The following is a 19,110-nucleotide window of genomic DNA, read 5'->3' as shown; positions in this document are numbered from 1 at the left end:
TCTTCAGGTGCCCCATGGCGTCACATAGGGCGGCAGATTGAGCGAGTGTTTAGCCGAAGGCCAGCCAGACCCCGACAAACAGCATGAGAGAGCCCGCGATCCGGTTCATCAGAGTGACATTGCCGCTCTTGGCGAGGAAATGGCGCAAGGTGCGGCCACCGCTGGCATAGAGCATCAGGCAGGAGAACTCGATGACCAGGATGAGCGCGACCAGGGCCCCTATCTGGGGTGCCATCGGCTTGGCCGCATTGATGAAGGGGGGCAGCAGGGAGACCATGAAGGCCCACCCCTTGGGGTTGGCGATAGCGGTCACGAACCCCTGCACGGCCAGTCCCATGGGGCTGGTCTGCTGACCCGCCGAGAGATCCGCCGGGATGGCCATCTTGCCCTTGGCCTGCCACATCTGGATGCCAAGCCAGACCAGGTAGGCGCCACCTACATATTTGAATGCAGAGAACAGGGCCGGGTAGTTGAGCATGACTGCCGCCACCCCGACCACCGACAGCACGGAAACCAGGCCGACGCCGACAAGCTCCCCCCACATCATGTGCAGGGTACGGCGCACCCCCAGACTCATGCCCAGGGTCATCGCCAGGGTCATGCACATACCGGGGGTTACTGAGACAAAAAAGAACGTGGGAATAAAGAGCGCCAAGATGGCGGGATCAATCCAGTCGGACACACTACACCTCCAGGGTAACAAGCAGACGATCTTGCCTATCACACTCCTTTAACACAAGAAAAACCTTTTCATTCAGCAAGAATTCAGCATTAAAAACCCTGTGACAAGGATTGTCGCGCCTGTGTAAGATGCCGCCTCACTCCTCTTTCGGGTTAGGATCTTTCATGTCATTGAATAATCTGTCCATTCGTCTTCAAGTGCTTATCCCTCTCCTGCTCGCCAGCCTGTTGATGCTGCTGATGGCCGTGATCAGCAAACAGGAAATCGACGGTGCCATTCAGGACATGAATGAAACCACCGCCAGCGTCACCCGCCACAAGGACGACATCGCGGCCCTGATCCACGCCACCTACCGGCTGCGCACCAACGCCATCTACGGCCTGTACGATGAGGCCCTCTTCGCCCAGTTGCCGGCCCAGCTCTCCGCCGCCGAACAGGAGATTGGCGCCATCTTGACCAGACTGGTTGTCACCGGAGCCGAGCAGGACAACCGTCAGGTCGCGGCCGCCCTGCAGGCCTACCTCGGCCATACCCGCAGCAGCATGCTGCCCCTGCTGACCGCCAAGTACCAAGGCAGTGGCGATCCCGCCGCCTATGAGCAGGCCCGCCTGCACTTTCGCGATCTGGGGGAGGCGCTCATCAAGCAGATCGATGCCATGTCCGTCCACATCAATCAGCTGACCCAGACTGAGATTGCCGAGGAGCAGGCCCACTACCGCGCGACCCTGCTGCGCACCCTGCTGCTGATGGGGGGCACCCTGATCGCGGCCCTGCTGGGTGGCTGGTGGATCTCCGGGCGCATCGTGCAGCCCATCGGCCAGTTGCAGGAGGTGATGCACGCCGTCGCCCTCGGCCGCTTCAACGTGCGTGCCAATGCCGAAGGCAACAACGAGCTGGGCCAGCTCGCCAGGGATATCAACCGGACCCTGAGCCAGCTTGCCAACACCATCCAGACCCTGACCGGCATCAGCGGCAATGTGGCCTCCGCCGCCACCGAGCTTGCCGCTGTGATGACCCAGGCAGAGGTCAACGCCCAGCAGCAGCGCGGTGAGACCGAACAGGTGGCCTCCGCCGTCACCGAGCTGGCCAGCACTGCCGACAACGTCAACCACAATGCCGCCCTGGCCGACGAGCTGGCCCGGGATGCCAACAGTCGGGTCGAGCAGGGGCTGACCCTGTTTGCCGAAAGCATCGAGGCCAACGGCCGCATGGCGGGCAGTCTGGAGAATGCCGCGACTGTGGTGGCCAGGCTCAAGTCCCAGTCCGAGCAGATCGGCAAGGTGATCGAAGTCATTCAGAGCATTTCGGAGCAGACCAACCTGCTGGCCCTCAACGCCGCCATCGAGGCGGCCCGCGCCGGTGAAAGCGGCCGCGGCTTTGCGGTGGTGGCCGACGAAGTGCGCCTGCTGGCCGCCCGTACCCAGGACTCCACCAAGGAGATCCAGGCCATCATCGAGCAGTTGCAGAGCCAGTCCCTCTCCGCCAACAGCGGCGTGCAGCAGACCCTGGAGATCCTCGGCCACAACCGGCAGCTCTCCGCCGAGGTACAGGCCTTGCTGGGGGGCATCACGGACGCGGTCAACCAGATCAACGGTGCCAACGCCCAGGTGGCGACCGCGGCAGAACAACAATCCTGCGTCACCGCCGACATCAGCCGCAACCTCACCAACATCCACGAGATCGTGAACCAGAACGCTGCCGGCATCAGCCAGAGTGCCGCCGCCAGTCACGAACTGTCACAGCTCGCCGAGCAGCAGCGCAGGCAGCTCGCCCAGTTCCAGCTCTGATCCCGAGAGGGTCTCTTCGATACCGCGGGGCCCGGCGCAGGCCCCGCACTTGCACTTGCCCCTCCCCCTTCACGCCTCCTGTTTAAAACGGGTTTTTGCCATCAAGGTGCCATTGGGGGCTGGGCTGCATTCACAAATGTGGGTATGGTAGAGGCACGTCACTCCCCCTCATCGAGAGATCATCATGAGCCTGAAGTTCAAGAAACCCGCTTTTATCACGCTCGGCCTCATCGCCCTGCTCTCCGCACTCTGGCTCGATTTCTATCTGCCGGAACACACCATCGCCACCATCACCGGGGTGGAGGTGAAGCGCACCGACAAGGATGGCCCCATCAGCCAGAAGAACCCGGCTGACGGCCCCACCACCGACGTCTATTACATCTACACCGAGCGCCCCGGCGAGAAGATCCGGGTGTTTCGCAATGAAGACACCGAATGGGGCTGGCCCTTCTACTTCAAATTCAACGCCGCCGACGTCCAGGCCAAGGCCAAGTCCATGGAGTTCGAAAAACGCCTGGCCATCATCACCTCCTACGGCTGGCGCGTGAACATGTTCTCCATGTTCCCCAACGTCACCAAGATCGCGAGCACCGAGCCCGATGCCTCCACCTGGAGCTTCTTCCGCTGGTTCTGGTTCGGTGTCTGGGCCCTGGTGATGGGCAAGGCGGCCATCGCCACCTGGCGCTACTTCGATCACCTCGAGGACGAGATATGAGCGAGCCGAGCAAGACCCGCACCAGCTTCTATCGCCGGCTCTACGTGGCTCACCTCATCAGTCAGGGCACGGACACCGTGCCCGCCATCATGGAGGCGACCGGCATGCCGCGCCGCACCGCCCAGGACACCCTCAGCGCCCTGGCGGAGCTCGACATCCAGTGCGCCTTCGAGCAGACCGAGGGGGCTCGCCATCTGCAGGGGCACTACCGCATCAGCGACTGGGGGCCCATCAATCCGGCCTGGATTGCTGCGCAGCTTCCCGTCATCAGGCAGACCCTGGGGTATCCCTGACACCCCGGACCCGGGTCTGCTCCCATAGAGAAGGGGCCAGCCTTGCGGCTGGCCCCTTTCTTGTCTGGCCTGATATCCCGTTGCCCTCCCCCGGACTCACTCCCCTTCGCCGAAAGACTCTTCCGGCAGCGGCTCCGCCGACTCACCCCGGGTGCAGTCGATGATGGAGCGCTTGGGATTGTTGGGGTCGCGCAGCAACAGGGGGGCCATCCCCTCGTCATGCAGCCTCTCGTCGGAAAATTCGCTGCCATAGGCGTTGTGGGTCAGCCTGCGGGCATTGGCGATGGGGGTATCCACGAAGAGGGCATGTACCTCGAAGGTGGAGGCCGGCACCAGGAAGCCGACGATGGGCAGGCCGTGCAACTCCTGATGGACCTTGTACCAAGCAAAGCCCTCGCTCACCTTGTCAGGGGTATACATGGCGAGCTGCGGATTGGCCGGGCGCCCGGTCTCGATGTCGAGATGAAGGGTGTCCAGCTCGCAGGTCGCCAGCCCCTGCCACATCTTCTCGAACGGGGTCGCGCAACCCGTCAGTTGCATGCATGTCAGCAGCGCCAACGTCCCTTTCCACATTCCCAACCCCTTATCCGATGTCCAGGATGTCAACCAAATGAGCGCAGTCGCTGCACCAGCAACTCGATGAAACCGACCCTGTCGAGCCCCAGCAGCACCAGGGCATTGGCCGGTTTGCCGGTCAGGTCGTAGCGATCCACCACCGTCATGCCCAGGGTATGGGTTCCGCCGGTTTCGATATCGACCCGGCACTCCACCCCGTGAAACAGGGAGGGCGCCAGCAGCCAGGCGATGGTACAGGGGTCATGGAGCGGCGCGCCAGCAAATCCCCACTTGGGATCCCGATGATAGATCATGAAAAAGTCGAGCAGTTGTGCCACGCACTGCGCCACCGGGTTGGGAATGGCGCGTACCCGCTCGATATCCTCGTCCATCACCTGGGCCTCGTGGGTCACGTCCAGCCCGCACATGGTGATGGGCAGCCCCGACTTGAAGACCATATCGGCCGCTTCGGGATCCACATAAATATTGAATTCCGCCGCGGGGGTCCAGTTGCCCGCACCGGCGGCGCCCCCCATCAGCACAATGCGGGCGATCTTCTGCTTGAGCTCGGGGTGGGTCGCCAGCAAGAGGGCAATGTTGGTGAGCGGCCCGGTCGGCACCAGGGTGACCGGCTCCGGGCTCTCGCGCAGACACCTTGCCATCAGTTCAAGGGCGCTCATCGCCCGGGGAGCAAAGGCGGGATCCGGCAGCTCTGGGCCGTCCAGCCCCGATTCGCCGTGGACGTTGTCGGCGATGATGAGCTCACGGGCCAGGGGCTTGGCAGCCCCCGCCGCCACCGGGATGTCGTCGCGGCCGAGCAGGGTCAGGATGCGCAGGGCATTGTTGAGGGTCTTGTCCGGGGTCTGGTTGCCCGCGCTGGTGGTGACCGCCAGCACCTTCAGCTCGGGGCTCGCCAGCGCCAGAATGAGGGCGATGGCATCATCGTGGCCGGGATCGCAATCGAGAATAACGGGCAACGCCATGGACAGACTCCTTACAGCATGACAGGGAGCCATACCTTAGCAAGAGATGGCCAGATGAACTCAGGAGGGAGTCACAAAACGCCTCAACCAACGAGATCAAGTACTTGGCGACAGGCCTTGGGAGCGGACACCCAGATTCGCCGCGCCGCCATCGTTCGGGTATGATCCCCCCCCCTTCATCGTCCGGTTGCCCCATGTCCGCCATCATCGACACCTTTGTTGCTCCGCCCTGCGCCGCCACCATCGAGATCCTGTTTGAGGATGCGCATCTGCTGCTCATCAACAAGCCGAGCGGCCTGCTGAGCCTCTCGGGCAAGAACCCGCAGAACCTCGATTCGGTCCATTACCGGCTGGTACAGGATTACCCCGGCTGCACCCTGGTGCACCGCCTCGACTTTGGCACCTCGGGCGTCATGGTGGTGGCCAGAAACAAGAGCATCAACGCCCTGCTCTGCCACCAGTTCAGCCAGCGCACCGTGAGCAAGGCTTACGAGGCACTGCTCTGCGGCCATCTGGCGGCGGATGAGGGCGTCATCGACGCATCCATTGCCAAGGATCCGGCGCGGTTCCCGCTGATGAGCATCTGCGCCGCCAGCGGCAAGCCCGCCCGCTCACGCTATCGGGTAATGGAGCGGCTCACCCTGGAGGGGGCAGGCCAGCCGGTGCCATTGACCCGGGTCAGGCTGGTACCGGAAACCGGGCGCACCCACCAGCTGCGCATCCACAGCCAGTGGCTGGGCCATCCCATCCTGGGATGCGATCTCTATGGCGGCCTGCTCCCGCCCGGCTGCGAACGAGCCCCCAGACTGATGCTGCACGCCAGTGAACTCGGTTTTGTGCACCCGGTGAGCGGCGAAGCGGTACAGATCCGCTGTGAAGCGCCCTTTGCGCAGGCACTGGCGGCCATGACGGGGCAACAGGGGTAACGAAGAAGGGGGAAAGCAGAGCCAGGAAGGTAAAAGGGGCAAACGGCGGATAAAGATAGGGGCCGCGCTTTCGCAACGGCCCCCACCCCCCACTCGGTGTGGTGCTATCAGATCAGCTTGCGGGCGGCGCCCAGCACGATCTTGATGGCATCAGATTCGGTTTTCGCCATGGTTTCGGCGTTCGGGATTTCCTGCTGGGTACGGTTCACGATGACACCGGCCACCATGCCCGCACGCAGGCCCTGGCTGGTACACATGGTCAGCAGAGTGGCGGACTCCATCTCGTAGTTCAGCACGCCCATGGCTTGCCACTCTTTCATGGAACCCTGGAAACGTTGTACTACGCGGCCGGATACGGTGTCGTAACGCTCCTGACCCGGGTAGAAGGTGTCAGAAGAAGCAGTGACGCCCACATGCAGCTTCGAGCCCAGCTCCTTGGCGGTGTTCACCAGGGCGGTGGTGCAGTCGAAGTCGGCCACGGCCGGGAACTCCATCGGCGCGAAGTGCAGGCTGGCACCGTCGAGGCGCACGGAGCCAGTGGTGACGATCACGTCGCCCACGTTCAGGTGCGGCTGGATGGCGCCGGTGGTGCCGATGCGCAGGAAGGTACGGATGCCCAGCTGGGCCAGCTCTTCCACCGCGATGGAGGTGGACGGGCCACCGATACCGGTGGAGCAGATGATCACGGCCTTGCCGTCCATCTCGCCGCGCCAGGTGGTGAATTCACGATGGCTGGCCAGGTGCACCGGGTTGTCCAACAGTTCTGCGATGCGCTTCACGCGCTCGGGGTCACCGGGGACGATCGCCAGGGTGGCGCCTTGCAGATCCGCTTTTTTCAAACCCAAGTGAAATACATCAGACATAGTGGACTCCTGGTTGCGCCCCGCCGCATGGCAGCCGAGTGCAGTTAAGGTGATTCTTTACGGTACTTTCAAGCCGGTGTCCCCTCATCCGGGGAGGCGCCAACTATGGTCGAAAGCGCTTTCCAATTCCTTGATGCGCCTCACACTTCTGCGCTTCAAAGCTGACAAAAATGGCGCGAAACGTTTGCTAAGATGATGAATTTCTTGAAAAACGTTTTTACGCTCCTTTTGCTCTCCCGTCCCTTGTCAAGCCTTGAGCGACCGTCCATTTAAAGAGCGCGATCGAGTCCACAAAGTTGCAAACGAGATACCATTGACCCCTTCTCATCCCCTCCGACGCTGTTATGTTGGCGCCCGAATACCACTTAATGGATAATCATACGGAGTCCATCATGGCGACATTCAAGTTCTACATTCCCGCAATCAACCTGATGGGGGCGGGCTGCCTGCAGGAAGCGGCAGCAGATATCCAGGGACATGGCTATCGCAAGGCGCTCATCGTCACCGACAAGATCCTGGGCCAGATTGGCGTGGTGGGCCGGCTTGCCGCCCTCCTGGCCGAGCACGGCATCGACGCAGTGGTGTTCGACGAGACCAGACCCAATCCCACCGTGGCCAACGTCGAGGCGGGTCTTGCGATGATCCGGGCCCACGGCTGCGACTGCGTCATTTCGCTCGGCGGCGGCTCACCCCACGACTGCGCCAAGGGCATCGCCCTGGTGGCCGCCAATGGGGGCAGCATCAAGGATTACGAGGGGGTGGATCGCTCCGCCAAGCCGCAGTTGCCGCTCATCGCCATCAATACCACCGCCGGCACCGCCTCCGAGATGACCCGTTTTTGCATCATTACCGACGAATCCCGTCAGGTGAAAATGGCCATCATCGACAAGCACGTCACGCCGCTGATGTCGGTCAACGATCCGGAACTGATGCTGGCCAAGCCCGCCGGCCTCACCGCCGCCACCGGCATGGATGCCCTGACCCACGCCATCGAGGCCTATGTCTCCACCGCCGCCACCCCGGTCACCGATGCCAGCGCCGTGATGGCCATCGCACTGATTGCCGAACACCTTCGCACCGCCGTGCATCAGGGGGAGGATCTCCATGCCCGTGAGCAGATGGCCTATGCCCAGTTCCTGGCCGGCATGGCCTTCAACAACGCAAGCCTGGGCTATGTGCACGCCATGGCTCACCAGCTCGGGGGCTTCTACGACCTGCCCCACGGGGTGTGCAATGCGGTGCTGCTGCCCCATGTCCAGGCCTACAACGCCCGGCTGTGCGCCGGCCGGCTCAAGGATGTGGCCCGTCATATGGGGGTGGATGTGAGCGCCATGAGCGATGGGCAGGGTGCGGCGGCAGCCATTGACGCCATCCGGCAACTGGCTCGCGACGTCAAGATCCCCGCCGGTCTGGAGCAGCTCGGGGTCAGGGCCGACGACCTCGACGTGCTGGCCAACAATGCGCTCAAGGATGCCTGCGGTCTCACCAACCCCAGGCAGGCGACTCACGCGGAGATCGTCGCCATCTTCCGCGCCGCCATGTAAGGGGGCAAGATCTGCCAGGGCCGCCACGCGGCACTTTTTATTGGCTGATGGATCAATGGCTTTTTACTTCCGCACGGGGAGTGGGTATGATTTGCCGAGCTAAAAAGACTGTATGGATGATCTGAACCCGATATGCGGATGAAACACCTGATTGCCGCGGCCCTGACCGCCCTCACCCTGTCCGGTTGCAGCCTGGTCTATCGCATCGATATTCCCCAGGGCAACTATGTGGAACAAAAGCAGGTCGACAAGCTGCGCCAGGGCATGACCCGCGAACAGGTCGAGTTCGTGCTGGGTTCTCCCATGTTGCGCGACAGCTTTGACCCCAACACCTGGTACTACGTCTATGAGTTCCAGCCCGGTCGGGGCGACAAGGAGCGCAAGGAGCTGACCCTCAACTTCGTGGGTGACAGACTGGCCACCGTGACCGGTGATTTCCCTCTCCCTGCCGCCTTCACCACACCGCTCTAGATGACATTACAAAACCGGCTTCTGCCGGTTTTGTTCTCTCTGGCCCCGGTGATGTCGCCGGGCCACACTCTGGATGCCTCATTGCCCCGAGGAGATCATCATGAGTCGATTCCTGATTGCCGGCGCCACCGGTCTGATTGGCAAAGCCTTGCTGCGCGAGCTGGGGACGGAACACGACCTCCTCCTGCTCTGCCGCAAACCGGGCGATCCCGCTCCGGGACGCACCTGGCTGCCCACCTCGTTCGACGCGCTGGACAGATTGACGCTGCCCTCCCCTGTGGACATTGCCTTCTGCTGCCTTGGCACCACCCGCAAGGATGCCGGCTCGGCCGAGGCATTTCGCCGGGTCGATCTCGACTATGTGCTGGCCTTTGCCGCGCTCGCCCGTCGCCACGGCTGCCGCCGCCTGCTGGTGGTCTCCAGTCTGGGCGCCAACCCGGGTTCCCCTGCCCTCTATCCCCGCACCAAGGGCGAGATGGAGCAGGCCCTGCTGGCCCAGGAGTGGCAGCGGCTCGTCATCCTGCGCCCGGCCATGCTGCTCGGCCATCGCGAACCTGCGCGCCGTTCGGAGCAGATCATCCAGGCCATCTATCCGCTGGTAAAGCCCCTGCTGCGCGGGTCGCTGCGCCGCTGGCGTGCCATCGAGGCCAGTCAGGTGGCGCACGCCATGGCGCGCCTTGCCATCCAGGAGAGCGGGATAGAGACGGTGGAAAACGAGCGCCTGCTCACCCTGTGATGCCCCGTGCCGGGCGAGACGATCACAAAGGGGCGCCACGGCGCCCCTTGTCACAACCCATCACCCGTCAGGTGCCGGCATCGTCTCGCTTGCGGTGCACATCGGGTCGCCCGCCGGTGACCACATCGGCGCGCCCCTCTTCCTTGGCTTTCTCCGCCCGCTTCTTGCGCATCTCCTTGGGATCGGCGATGAGAGGGCGGTAGATCTCGATGCGATCCCCCTCCTGCACCGGCTCTGCGCCCTTGACCGGACGGCTGTAGATACCGAACTTGTTGACCGACAGGTCGATCTCCGGGTGCTTTTGCAGGATGCCGGACTGTTCGATGGCCGCCAGCACGCTGGTCTCGGGCGCGACCCGGATGCACAGCACCGTCTGCCGCTCGGGCAGGGCATAGGCCACTTCGATATTGAGGAGCTCAGACACCGTAAACCACCTTGGCACGATTGGAGAAGGCGAGCACCATGGAGCTCACCAGCTCGCGGAAGATCTGGCCAAAGGCCAGCTCAATGAGCTTGGAGGTGAACTCGAAGTCGAGATCGAACTCCACCTTGCAGGCATCCACGTCCAGGGGCGTGAAGGTCCACCATCCCGCCAGCTTGCTGAAAGGCCCCTCCACCAGCTCCATCTTGATGGCACGATTGGCATCGAGCTGGTTGCGCGTGGTAAAGGTCTTGGCGATACCCGCCTTGGCCACATCGACCGAGGCCATCATGTAGTCTTCACCCGACTCATGAACACGGCTGCCGACACAGCCGGGCAGGAACTCAGGATAGGCATCAACATCATTGACCAGCCGGAACATCTGTTCCGCGCTGAACATCACCAGGGCACTGCGAGTAATACGGGGCATGGGTTTTCCTCATCCAATCGGCCCGATTTTATCACCTTGTCAGCCAAAATCACCGCCGAAACTGTTCGCGGGTCACCAAGCACGGCAATCGCACACTTTCCGGCCAGTGTGGCCTGCTCTCGCCCCGCCCTTCCCTCAAAATCGTCATCGAACTGCTCACAAAGCCGCCACTCGGAGCGCTGTGCGTTTTACAGCCGCCGCCACCCACGTATAATGCGCCTTCCTAAACATTGCCTAAGGCCCCCGTCATGAGCAAAAAAAACAGTAAAAACAAAGCCGGGTCCAGCACCATTGCACTCAACAGAACCGCCCGTCACGAGTACTTCATCGAAGAGCGCGTGGAAGCCGGCCTGTCCCTGCAAGGGTGGGAAGTGAAGTCCCTGCGGGCGGGCAAGGCCAACATCAGCGAAGCCTATGTCATCTTCATGCAGGGAGAAGCCTTCCTGTTCGGCTCCAGCTTCCTGCCGCTGAACGCCGCCTCCAGCCACGTGGTATGCGATCCGACCCGCACCCGCAAATTGCTGCTCAGTCGCCGTGAACTCGACAAGCTCGAGAGCCTGACCGCTCGTCAGGGCTACACCATAGTGCCGCTGGCCCTCTACTGGAAAGCGTGCTGGGTCAAGGTCGAGATCGGCCTGGTGAAGGGCAAGAAAGAGCACGACAAGCGGGAAGACACCAAGGCACGGGAATGGGACCGTGAGAAGGCCCGCATCATGAAGAACAAGCACCGCGGTTGATTGTGCGCCGCCGGCCCCCATGCGGCGACCAATAAACCAGCAATCGACCGGCCAAGGCCGGTCGATTGCCATCAACGCCTTGCTATGACAGGATTTTTGCGTACAATCCCTTTTGACAACTTGGGGCTGATTCTGGATTCGACAAGATTCACGAAACCCAAGGTGCATGCCGAGGTGCGGTAGGCCTCGTTAATAAACCGCAAAAAAATAGTCGCAAACGACGAAAACTACGCACTCGCAGCTTAATAACCTGCGCTGAGCCCTTCTCCCCTAGCTTGCCTGTGTCCTAGGGAAATGGAAGGTCATCCTTCACAGGATCGTGTGGAAGTCCTGCTCGGGGCGGAAGCATTAAAACCAATCGAGCTAGTCAATGCGTGGCGTGTCTCTCCGCAGCGTGTTGGCGAATGTAAAGAGTGACTAAGCATGTAGTACCGAGGATGTAGTAATTTTGGACGGGGGTTCAAATCCCCCCAGCTCCACCAAACGTTTGGAAAGGGCCACTTCGCAAGAAGTGGCCCTTTTTGTATCCTTTTTCTCGCCTTCAGAGGATGTATCCGCCCCGCGAGTGCTGTGCATCTCCAGACCAAGGGCCAAAGGCTCTGCGGGTCGTGACTGCATTTGACATGGGCCAGCATCCAGGTGATGCGGCCAGCAAAAACCGGCGAGTGGAACGGCAATTTGCCCGGGAGCTCTGGGCTACGCCATCAGCCCAGCGCCTCCATGGGGTTGAAACAGCCTCGAGGATTCGCCCCCGAGAACTTTCCACTAGCCGTTGGCAGTGGAATGCTGGGTCAGATGAACGACGGGATTTTCGGAGAAGAGGTAGCGGTCATCCTCCATTTCGTCATCGAAGATGGTGGCCTGGAAGAGCATCTGCTTGGTGTTCTCCAGGTGCTGCCACATGGCCAGCTTGGCCGCCTGCGGATCCTTGCGCATCAAGGCCTTGAGGATCTGGTCGTGATCGTCGCACCAGCTGGAGATAGCCTTGTCGTCGATATGCTCGTGGAGCTTGCGCCAGTAGGGGTTGCGCTCGCGATGCAGCCAGAGCTGCTCGGTCAGGATCACCAGCACGGAGTTCTGGGTCGCCTTGGCCACCTGGATATGGAACTGCTTGTCCCACTCCGAATCGCGGGCACGATCCTCCTTGCGGGCCAGGGCCTGGATCTTCAGCAGCTCCATGATGTCCTGCTTGGTCACCTGGGTCGCGGCAAACTCGGCGATGTTGCTCTCCAGCAGTTGCCTGGCTTGCAGCAGCTCGAAGGGGCCCGCCGTCAACAGGGCGTCATCCAGGGTGGGAATCGCTTCGGCATACTGGCTCTCCCGGGCGATCACGTGGATCCCGGACCCTTTCTGCACCGCCACCAGCCCTTCCACTTCCAGCATGATGATGGCTTCGCGCACCACGGTGCGACTCACGTCCATCTCCTCGGCAATCAGCCGCTCGGCCGGCAGACGCTCGCCAACTTGATAACGCTGGCTGGCAATGCGTTGTTTCAGCTCGGCGGCGACTTTCTGATAGAGACGCTTTGATTCAACCAAGTCCATATTCATCTCACTCACACCCCAGCCTCATACTCTTCAAGTGCCGGGACTGTCCCCCGGATACGGTAACTTGTTATACCAATTTACATGAAAATGAACAAGTGAGCCCTGGGCTCACTTGCTCTCTCATGACTCAATGCATGCCAAACAGTCCCGGCAGGAAGAGGCTGAGTGACGGTATGTAGGTCACCGCCATCAGGCTCAGCAGCAAGACGAAGAAGAAGGGCAGCATGGGCCGGATCAGGGCCTGCAGCTTGACCCCCGAGACCGAACACCCCACAAACAACGCACTGCCCACCGGCGGTGTACAGAGCCCGATGCAGAGGTTGAAGATCATCATGATGCCGAAGTGGACCGGATCCATGCCGAGCTCGGTGACGATGGGCAGGAAGATCGGGGTGAAGATCAGCACCGCCGGGGTCATGTCCATGAAGACGCCCACGATGAGCAGGATCACGTTGATGATGAGCAGGATGACCAGAGGGTTATCGGAGACATTCATCAAGGCGTCACTGATGGTGTAGGGGATATCCGCATTGGTCATGGCCCAGGACATGCCCACCGAGATGCCGATCAGCAGCAGCACGATGGCGGTGGTGATGACCGAGTCCAGCATGATGGCCGGCAGATCCTTGAACTTCACTTCGCGGTAGATGAGCACCGAGAGCACGAAGGTGTAGACCACGGCGATGGCGGAGGCTTCGGTGGCGGTGAAGATGCCCCCCAGGATCCCGCCCATGACCACCACCACCAGCAGCAGGCTGGGGATGGCATCCCAGAAGGCGCGCATCACCATGGCAAAGGAGGGTCGCTCCGCAACCGGGTAGCCACGGCGCTTGGCGATGATGGCTCCCACGGCCATGATGCTGAGCCCCATCAGGATGCCGGGGACGTAACCGGCCATGAACAGGGTGGCCACCGAGATGCCGCCGGCGGTCAGGGCATAGATGATGAGCACGTTGGAGGGCGGGATCAGCAGACCCGTGATGCAGGAGGTCACGTTGATGGCCGCCGAATAGGCCGGATCATAGCCGGACTTCTTCTGCATGGGGGCCATGGTGCCACCCACCGCGGCCGCGGCTGCCACCGCCGACCCCGAGATGGAGCCGAACAGCATGTTGGCCATGACATTCACGTGGCCGAGCGAGCCCGGCATGCGGCCCACCAGCACCTGGGAGAAGTTGATGAGCCGCTGGGCGATGCCGCCGCAGTTCATCAGGGTCCCCGCCAGGATGAAGAAGGGGATCGCCAGCAGGGAGAAGCTGTCGAGGCCGGTGGCCATCTTCTGGCCGACCACCGCAAGGATGGTTTCCATCGGCAGCATCATCATGCCGGAGGCCAGGGTCGCCAGGCCGATGGAGAAAGAGATGGGCACGCCCGCGAACACCAACACGAAGAAGGAGCCGAACATGACCAGGGCTATGGTCCAATCCATCAGATGTTCTCCTCTGAGGGGGCAAGATCGGGGGTGGGCGCCAGACTGTCGAGCAGGGTCTCCAGCATGAAGAGCACACAGTAATAACTGATGATGAGGCCGCTCAGGGGCAGCACGGCGTAGACATAGGCCATCGGCAGTTGCATGGCCGGGGAGACCTGGCCGGTGCTGTAGACCTTGGTCACCAGGGTCAGGCCGCCCCACACCATGGCGCTGCTGGAAAACAGCAGCACGCAGAGATCCACGAACAGCTGGTTGGCGAGCTTGCGCCCTCCCTTGAGGTCGGAAACGAACAGGTCGATGCTGAGGTGGCGACGCTTGCCGGTGGCGTAGGCCGCTCCCAGCAATCCCACCCAGATCATGCTGAAGCGGGCTATCTCGTCGGTCATGGTGCTCGGCTGTGCCAGCACGTAGCGACTGAACACCTGCCAGACCACGCAGACTACCAGCATGGCCATCACGGCGACGGTAAACCCGGCGAGCAACCTGTCGATGGGTTGCTTGAACTTTTCAAGACGCATTGCGGTTCTCCCGGGAGGGCGATCTCGTCGCCCTCCCCTCATGATTACTGACCGGCTTCATTCTCGATCTTGGTGAGCCACTCACCGCGTACCGGATCCTTGCGGAAATCGTCATACAGGGGGGCCAGCGCAGTGCGGAAAGCCTCCTTGTCGACCTGGATGAAGGTGGCCCCCGCGTCGGTCGCCTGCTTGCGAGATGCCGCGACCTCCTTGTCCCACAGCTCCTGTTCGTAGGTTTCCGAGTGCTTGGCGGCAGTGGTGAGGATGGCCTTCTGCTCGTCGGAAAGCTTGTCCAGCACCTTGCTCGAGATCACCAGGAAATCGGGCACAGAAGTGTGCTGATCTTCGGCGTAGAACTTGGCCACCTCGACATGACGAGTCTGCACGTAGGAGGGCTCGTTGTTCTCGGCGCCGTCGATGACCCCTTGCTGCAGTGCGGTGTAGACCTCACCGAAGGGGATCGGGGCCGGGGCCGCACCCAGCAGTTCGATCAGCTTGATGGTGGTGGGGGTGGCGACCACCCGGATCTTCATCCCCTTCATGTCGGCCGGGGTGTGAATAGGCTTGTTGGCGTAGAAGCTGCGGGTCCCCGCCACGTAGGCGGCGATGGAGACGAAGCCCTTGTCACGGGTCTGGGCCATCATGGATTCGCCCACGGGGCCGTAAATAACCTTGTTGAAGTGGGCCTGATCCTTGAACAGGTAAGGCAGGCTGAAGATGGAGAAGGCGGGCGAGAAGGGTTCCATCTCGCTGGCACTGGCCTTGGTCATGTCCAGGGCGCCGTTTTGCAGCAACTCCAGGGTCTCACGGGGACCGCCCATCTGGCCACCCGGGTAGATGCGCAGCTTCATCTTGCCGTCGGAGGCGGTGCTGATCTCCTTGGCCATCTGGGCCAACGCCTGGTGTACCACATGGTTGGTGTCCAGGTTATGGGCCAGCTTCAGCGTCACTCTCTCCATGGCATGGGAAGAGAAGGCTGTCAGGGCCAGGGGGGCGGCCATCAGGATGGCGGCGGCGATGGTTTTCATTTTCATTGGAGCGGGACCTCAAGTGTGTGCGTTTATCTGCTAGACCTCTTCCCTGAGGAGTCAGTCTTAATGTCCTACATCTTTGTGATGCACACTGTAATTGGTAGAACATCTATGAATATTGAGAACCATCACAAAAACGGCATACCCCCACAAATGGGCTGTGATAAACCCAACGCAGGTCACATTTTCCCGATCCACAAGAGTAAAAAGGTGTCATACAAACCTCTCATCCAGCCTCTTCATCCTCTTTCCCGCTCTTTCTCACCCTGTTAGGCACCATTGAAGGCCCTCTTTGAGACTCAAAATGGTTTAATTCGACGATTTTGTGAGCCGACCGGTGTTTTTTCAATATGGTGACTGGACGAGATGTCTGGCAATGAGAATAATTGGTCCAACAACTATCTCCACTTCACCGAGCACTCTCGTAGGGAGCAAGCGAATGACCGCCTTCATGACCGATGACTTTCTGCTGGATACCGAATTCTCGCGCCAGCTTTATCATGGCTTCGCCGCCGGACAGCCCATTTTCGACTATCACTGCCACCTGCCGCCCCAGCTGATTGCCGAGGATCACCGCTTCGCCAACCTGTATGAGATCTGGCTCAAGGGGGATCACTACAAGTGGCGCGCCATGCGCTCAAACGGAGTGGATGAACGCTTCTGCACCGGGGATGCCGACGACTACGCCAAGTTCGAGGCCTGGGCCCGCACCGTGCCCCACACCATCGGCAACCCCCTCTATCACTGGACCCATCTCGAGCTCAAGCGGCCCTTTGGCATCACGGGCCAGCTGCTGGGGCCGCAGACCGCACAGGCCATCTGGCACCAGTGCAACGACAAGCTGGCCCAGCCCGACTTCTCGGCCCGCGGCATCATGAAACAGATGAACGTCAAGATGGTGGGCACCACGGACGATCCCGTCGACGATCTGCGCCACCACGCCGCCATCGCGGCCGACGGCGGCTTCGACATCAAGGTGCTGCCGAGCTGGCGTCCGGACAAGGCGTTCAACATCGACGCCCATGGCTTTGCTGACTACCTGGCCGAACTCGGCCGGGTCAGCGACATCCAGATCCGCACCTTTGCCGATCTGACCCGGGCCCTCGGCGTGCGGCTGGATCACTTCGCCGCACACGGCTGCAAGATTGCCGACCATGCCCTGGACGAAGTGCCCTTCGGCCAGGCCGGCGAACAGGCGCTCGACGCCATGCTGACTCGACGTCTGGGGGGCGCCGTACTGGAGAGCGCCGATGTGGCCGCCTTCAAGACCGCCGTGCTGCTCTATCTGGCGGGCGAATACCACCGGCGCGGCTGGGTGCAGCAGTACCACATCGGGGCGCTGCGCAACAACAACAGCCGCCGCCTGCTGACCCTGGGGCCGGACACCGGCTTTGACTCCATCCACGACGCTCCCGTGGCCAAGGCGCTCTCCCGCCTGCTCGACGCCCAGGACGCGCAAGGGACGCTGCCCAAGACCATCCTCTACTGCCTGAACCCGAGGGACAACGAGGTGCTCGGCACCATGATCGGCAACTTCCAGGGGGACAACCTTCCCGGCAAGATGCAGTTCGGCTCGGGCTGGTGGTTCAACGATCAGAAGGATGGCATGGAGCGCCAGATGACCCAGCTCGCCCAGCTCGGCCTGCTCAGTCGCTTCGTCGGCATGCTGACCGACAGCCGCAGCTTCCTCTCCTACACCCGTCACGAATACTTCCGCCGCATCCTGTGCCGCATGATCGGGCACTGGGTCGCGGACGGTGAGGCCCCGGCCGATCTCGCGCTGCTGGGCCAGATAGTGGAGAACATCTGCTTCCACAACGCCCGCGACTACTTCGCCATCGAGCTGAACTGACCAGAAATAAAAAATGAGGCGGCGGGCATGTCCCGCCGCCGGAGCGGACCATTCCATGGGTCAAACCGCGCCCATCATCCATATCCGCCACAGGGGCACAGCCCCATGAGGACCACAACAAGATGCAACGCCTGAATCGTGATGCCTTCCCGGGGGCCCAATATCCGGACCGCGTGATCCAGTTTGGCGAGGGGAATTTCCTGCGCGCCTTCATCGACTGGCAGCTGGACCTGCTCAACGAGCACACCCGCCTCGACGCCGGCGTGGTCATAGTGCGCCCCATCGACAGCGACTTTCCCCCCAGCCTGAGCACTCAGGACGGCCTCTACACCACCGTCATCCGCGGGCTGGACGAGTCCGGCAAGGCCATCAGCACCCAGCGCCTGATCCGCAGCGTCAACCGCGAACTGAGCTGCTATCGCCAGTTCGACGAGGTGCTGGCACTGGCGCGCAACCCGGATATCCGCTTCCTCTTCTCCAACACCACGGAAGCCGGGATCAGCTATCACGCCGACGCCCAGTTCGACGACGCTCCGCCCGCGAGCTTCCCGGCCAAGCTGACCCGCTTGCTGTTCGAGCGCTTCAGTCACTTTGACGGCGCCGCCGACAAGGGCTGGGTGCTGCTGCCGTGCGAGCTCATCGACTACAACGGCGACGCCCTGCGCGAGCTGGTGCTGCGCTACGCCGCCCAGTGGCAGTTGCCAGACGCCTTCCAGACCTGGCTGCGCGAACACAACACCTTCTGCTCCACCCTGGTGGATCGCATCGTCACCGGCTTCCCCCGGGACGAGCACGCCGAGCTGCAGGCGCAATTTGGCTATCAGGATCAGTTCGTGGTCACCGCCGAGCACTTCTACCTGCTGGTGATCCAGGGGCCTGCATGGCTGGCGAGCGCCCTCTGCCTCGATCAGCTGCCCGCCGGGCAGGCGCTCAACATCCTCATCGTCGATGACATCAAGCCCTACAAGGAGCGCAAGGTCGCCATCCTCAACGGCGCCCACACCGCCCTGGTGCCGGTCGCCTTCCTGGCCGGGCTCGACACGGTGGGCGAGGCCATGGCCGACGAGGAAATTGGCGAGTTCGTCGAGCGCATCATGCGCGATGAGATAGTGCCGACCTTGAGCCTGCCGCAAGAAGAGCTGCTCTCCTTCGCCCGCGACGTGCAGGGGCGCTTTCGCAACCCCTTCATCAAGCACCAGTTGCTCTCCATCGCCCTGAACGGCATGACCAAGTTCCGCACCCGTTTGCTGCCGCAGTTGCTGACCTATCAACAGCAGCAGGGCACACTGGCGCCGCGCCTGAGCTTTGCCCTCGCCGCCCTGCTCGCCTTCTATCGCGGGGAGCGCAACGGACACGCCTATCCGCTGCAGGACGATCAACCCTGGCTCGACGCCTACGCCCGCCTCTGGCCTGCGGTGGAGCGCGGCGAGATCCCCCAGCGCGCCCTGGTGCAAGAGGTGCTCGGCCAGGAGGCCCACTGGGGCCAGTCCCTGTGCGAGGTGCCCGGCCTGGTCGAGCGAGTCGATGCCTGTCTGACCCGGATCCGCGAGCAGGGCCTGCGCGCGGCGCTGGCCGCCTGCTGCTAA

General features: G+C 62.0%; 20 protein-coding genes and 1 other RNA gene. 11 read left to right on the top strand and 10 right to left on the bottom strand.

Annotation, left to right across the window (positions count from 1 at the left end; all coding sequences use genetic code 11):
- Positions 1-49: 49 nt before the first annotated feature.
- Positions 50-682: a LysE family translocator gene (locus I6L32_RS13330; protein WP_039039878.1), complete on the bottom strand. Its 633-nt coding sequence runs from the start codon at positions 680-682 to the stop codon at positions 50-52.
- 164 nt (positions 683-846) lie between these two features.
- Here I6L32_RS13330 and I6L32_RS13325 point away from each other — a divergent pair, with 164 nt between their 5' ends.
- The 3 genes from I6L32_RS13325 (at position 847) to I6L32_RS13315 (ending at position 3,477) form a co-directional block, all read left to right on the top strand.
- Positions 847-2,469, top strand: coding sequence for a methyl-accepting chemotaxis protein (locus I6L32_RS13325; protein ID WP_202014213.1), 1,623 nt, complete (start codon positions 847-849; stop codon positions 2,467-2,469).
- A gap of 184 nt (positions 2,470-2,653) precedes the next feature.
- Positions 2,654-3,184: a DUF1523 family protein gene (locus I6L32_RS13320; protein ID WP_202014211.1), complete on the top strand. Its 531-nt coding sequence runs from the start codon at positions 2,654-2,656 to the stop codon at positions 3,182-3,184.
- Positions 3,181-3,477, top strand: coding sequence for a helix-turn-helix domain-containing protein (locus I6L32_RS13315; RefSeq protein ID WP_039039881.1), 297 nt, complete (start codon positions 3,181-3,183; stop codon positions 3,475-3,477). Before I6L32_RS13320 ends, I6L32_RS13315 begins: the two co-directional genes overlap by 4 nt.
- 96 nt (positions 3,478-3,573) lie before the next feature.
- On the opposite strand, the gene I6L32_RS13310 is transcribed toward I6L32_RS13315, so the two are convergent.
- Positions 3,574-4,050, bottom strand: coding sequence for a hypothetical protein (locus tag I6L32_RS13310; RefSeq protein WP_029314217.1), 477 nt, complete (start codon positions 4,048-4,050; stop codon positions 3,574-3,576).
- Positions 4,051-4,079: 29 nt separating this feature from the next.
- A complete protein-coding gene (gene rihA, locus I6L32_RS13305; RefSeq protein WP_039039882.1) occupies positions 4,080-5,015 on the bottom strand; it encodes a pyrimidine-specific ribonucleoside hydrolase RihA in 936 nt (311 codons plus the stop codon).
- A gap of 161 nt (positions 5,016-5,176) precedes the next feature.
- Here rihA and I6L32_RS13300 point away from each other — a divergent pair, with 161 nt between their 5' ends.
- Positions 5,177-5,941 (top strand): RluA family pseudouridine synthase, encoded by a 765-nt coding sequence (locus I6L32_RS13300; protein WP_181824795.1) that lies wholly within the window; start codon positions 5,177-5,179, stop codon positions 5,939-5,941.
- 107 nt (positions 5,942-6,048) lie between these two features.
- Here the strand turns inward: I6L32_RS13300 and udp are convergent, their stop codons facing one another.
- Positions 6,049-6,804 (bottom strand): uridine phosphorylase, encoded by a 756-nt coding sequence (gene udp, locus I6L32_RS13295; RefSeq protein WP_010674037.1) that lies wholly within the window; start codon positions 6,802-6,804, stop codon positions 6,049-6,051.
- Between the two features lie 392 nt (positions 6,805-7,196).
- Here udp and yiaY point away from each other — a divergent pair, with 392 nt between their 5' ends.
- From yiaY to I6L32_RS13280, 3 genes are all read left to right on the top strand, one after another.
- Positions 7,197-8,348 (top strand): L-threonine dehydrogenase, encoded by a 1,152-nt coding sequence (gene yiaY / locus I6L32_RS13290; protein ID WP_216943997.1) that lies wholly within the window; start codon positions 7,197-7,199, stop codon positions 8,346-8,348.
- Positions 8,349-8,480: 132 nt separating this feature from the next.
- Positions 8,481-8,819 carry an outer membrane protein assembly factor BamE gene (gene bamE, locus I6L32_RS13285; protein ID WP_216943996.1) on the top strand — a complete coding sequence of 113 codons (339 nt, stop codon included), beginning with the start codon at positions 8,481-8,483 and terminating at the stop codon, positions 8,817-8,819.
- Positions 8,820-8,919: 100 nt separating this feature from the next.
- On the top strand, positions 8,920-9,555 hold the full coding sequence (locus I6L32_RS13280; RefSeq protein WP_041212681.1) for an NAD-dependent epimerase/dehydratase family protein: 636 nt from the start codon (positions 8,920-8,922) through the stop codon (positions 9,553-9,555).
- A gap of 67 nt (positions 9,556-9,622) precedes the next feature.
- Here the strand turns inward: I6L32_RS13280 and I6L32_RS13275 are convergent, their stop codons facing one another.
- A complete protein-coding gene (locus I6L32_RS13275; protein WP_102948158.1) occupies positions 9,623-9,979 on the bottom strand; it encodes an RnfH family protein in 357 nt (118 codons plus the stop codon).
- A complete protein-coding gene (locus I6L32_RS13270; RefSeq protein WP_202015530.1) occupies positions 9,972-10,406 on the bottom strand; it encodes an SRPBCC family protein in 435 nt (144 codons plus the stop codon). Before I6L32_RS13270 ends, I6L32_RS13275 begins: the two co-directional genes overlap by 8 nt.
- 248 nt (positions 10,407-10,654) lie before the next feature.
- On the opposite strand from I6L32_RS13270, the gene smpB reads away from it, so the two are divergent.
- Positions 10,655-11,143: an SsrA-binding protein SmpB gene (gene smpB / locus I6L32_RS13265; RefSeq protein WP_010673973.1), complete on the top strand. Its 489-nt coding sequence runs from the start codon at positions 10,655-10,657 to the stop codon at positions 11,141-11,143.
- Positions 11,144-11,265: 122 nt separating this feature from the next.
- Positions 11,266-11,625: a transfer-messenger RNA gene (gene ssrA / locus I6L32_RS13260) on the top strand.
- Positions 11,626-11,908: 283 nt separating this feature from the next.
- On the opposite strand, the gene exuR is transcribed toward ssrA, so the two are convergent.
- The 4 genes from exuR to I6L32_RS13240 all read right to left on the bottom strand — a co-directional run bounded on the left by exuR (position 11,909) and on the right by I6L32_RS13240 (position 15,675).
- On the bottom strand, positions 11,909-12,688 hold the full coding sequence (gene exuR, locus I6L32_RS13255; protein WP_043154540.1) for a transcriptional regulator ExuR: 780 nt from the start codon (positions 12,686-12,688) through the stop codon (positions 11,909-11,911).
- Positions 12,689-12,818: 130 nt separating this feature from the next.
- A complete protein-coding gene (locus I6L32_RS13250; protein WP_043154537.1) occupies positions 12,819-14,120 on the bottom strand; it encodes a TRAP transporter large permease in 1,302 nt (433 codons plus the stop codon).
- Positions 14,120-14,641: a TRAP transporter small permease gene (locus I6L32_RS13245; RefSeq protein WP_202015525.1), complete on the bottom strand. Its 522-nt coding sequence runs from the start codon at positions 14,639-14,641 to the stop codon at positions 14,120-14,122. Before I6L32_RS13245 ends, I6L32_RS13250 begins: the two co-directional genes overlap by 1 nt.
- A 44-nt stretch (positions 14,642-14,685) precedes the next feature.
- Positions 14,686-15,675 (bottom strand): TRAP transporter substrate-binding protein, encoded by a 990-nt coding sequence (locus I6L32_RS13240; RefSeq protein ID WP_045525242.1) that lies wholly within the window; start codon positions 15,673-15,675, stop codon positions 14,686-14,688.
- A gap of 436 nt (positions 15,676-16,111) precedes the next feature.
- On the opposite strand from I6L32_RS13240, the gene uxaC reads away from it, so the two are divergent.
- Positions 16,112-17,524 (top strand): glucuronate isomerase, encoded by a 1,413-nt coding sequence (gene uxaC, locus I6L32_RS13235; RefSeq protein ID WP_216943995.1) that lies wholly within the window; start codon positions 16,112-16,114, stop codon positions 17,522-17,524.
- Between the two features lie 122 nt (positions 17,525-17,646).
- Positions 17,647-19,110, top strand: coding sequence for a tagaturonate reductase (locus I6L32_RS13230; protein WP_202015514.1), 1,464 nt, complete (start codon positions 17,647-17,649; stop codon positions 19,108-19,110).

The sequence above is a fragment of the Aeromonas sp. FDAARGOS 1402 genome, from assembly GCF_019046925.1.
Lineage (GTDB): Bacteria > Pseudomonadota > Gammaproteobacteria > Enterobacterales > Aeromonadaceae > Aeromonas > Aeromonas caviae.
This window is presented reverse-complemented; position numbering and strand designations above follow the sequence as displayed.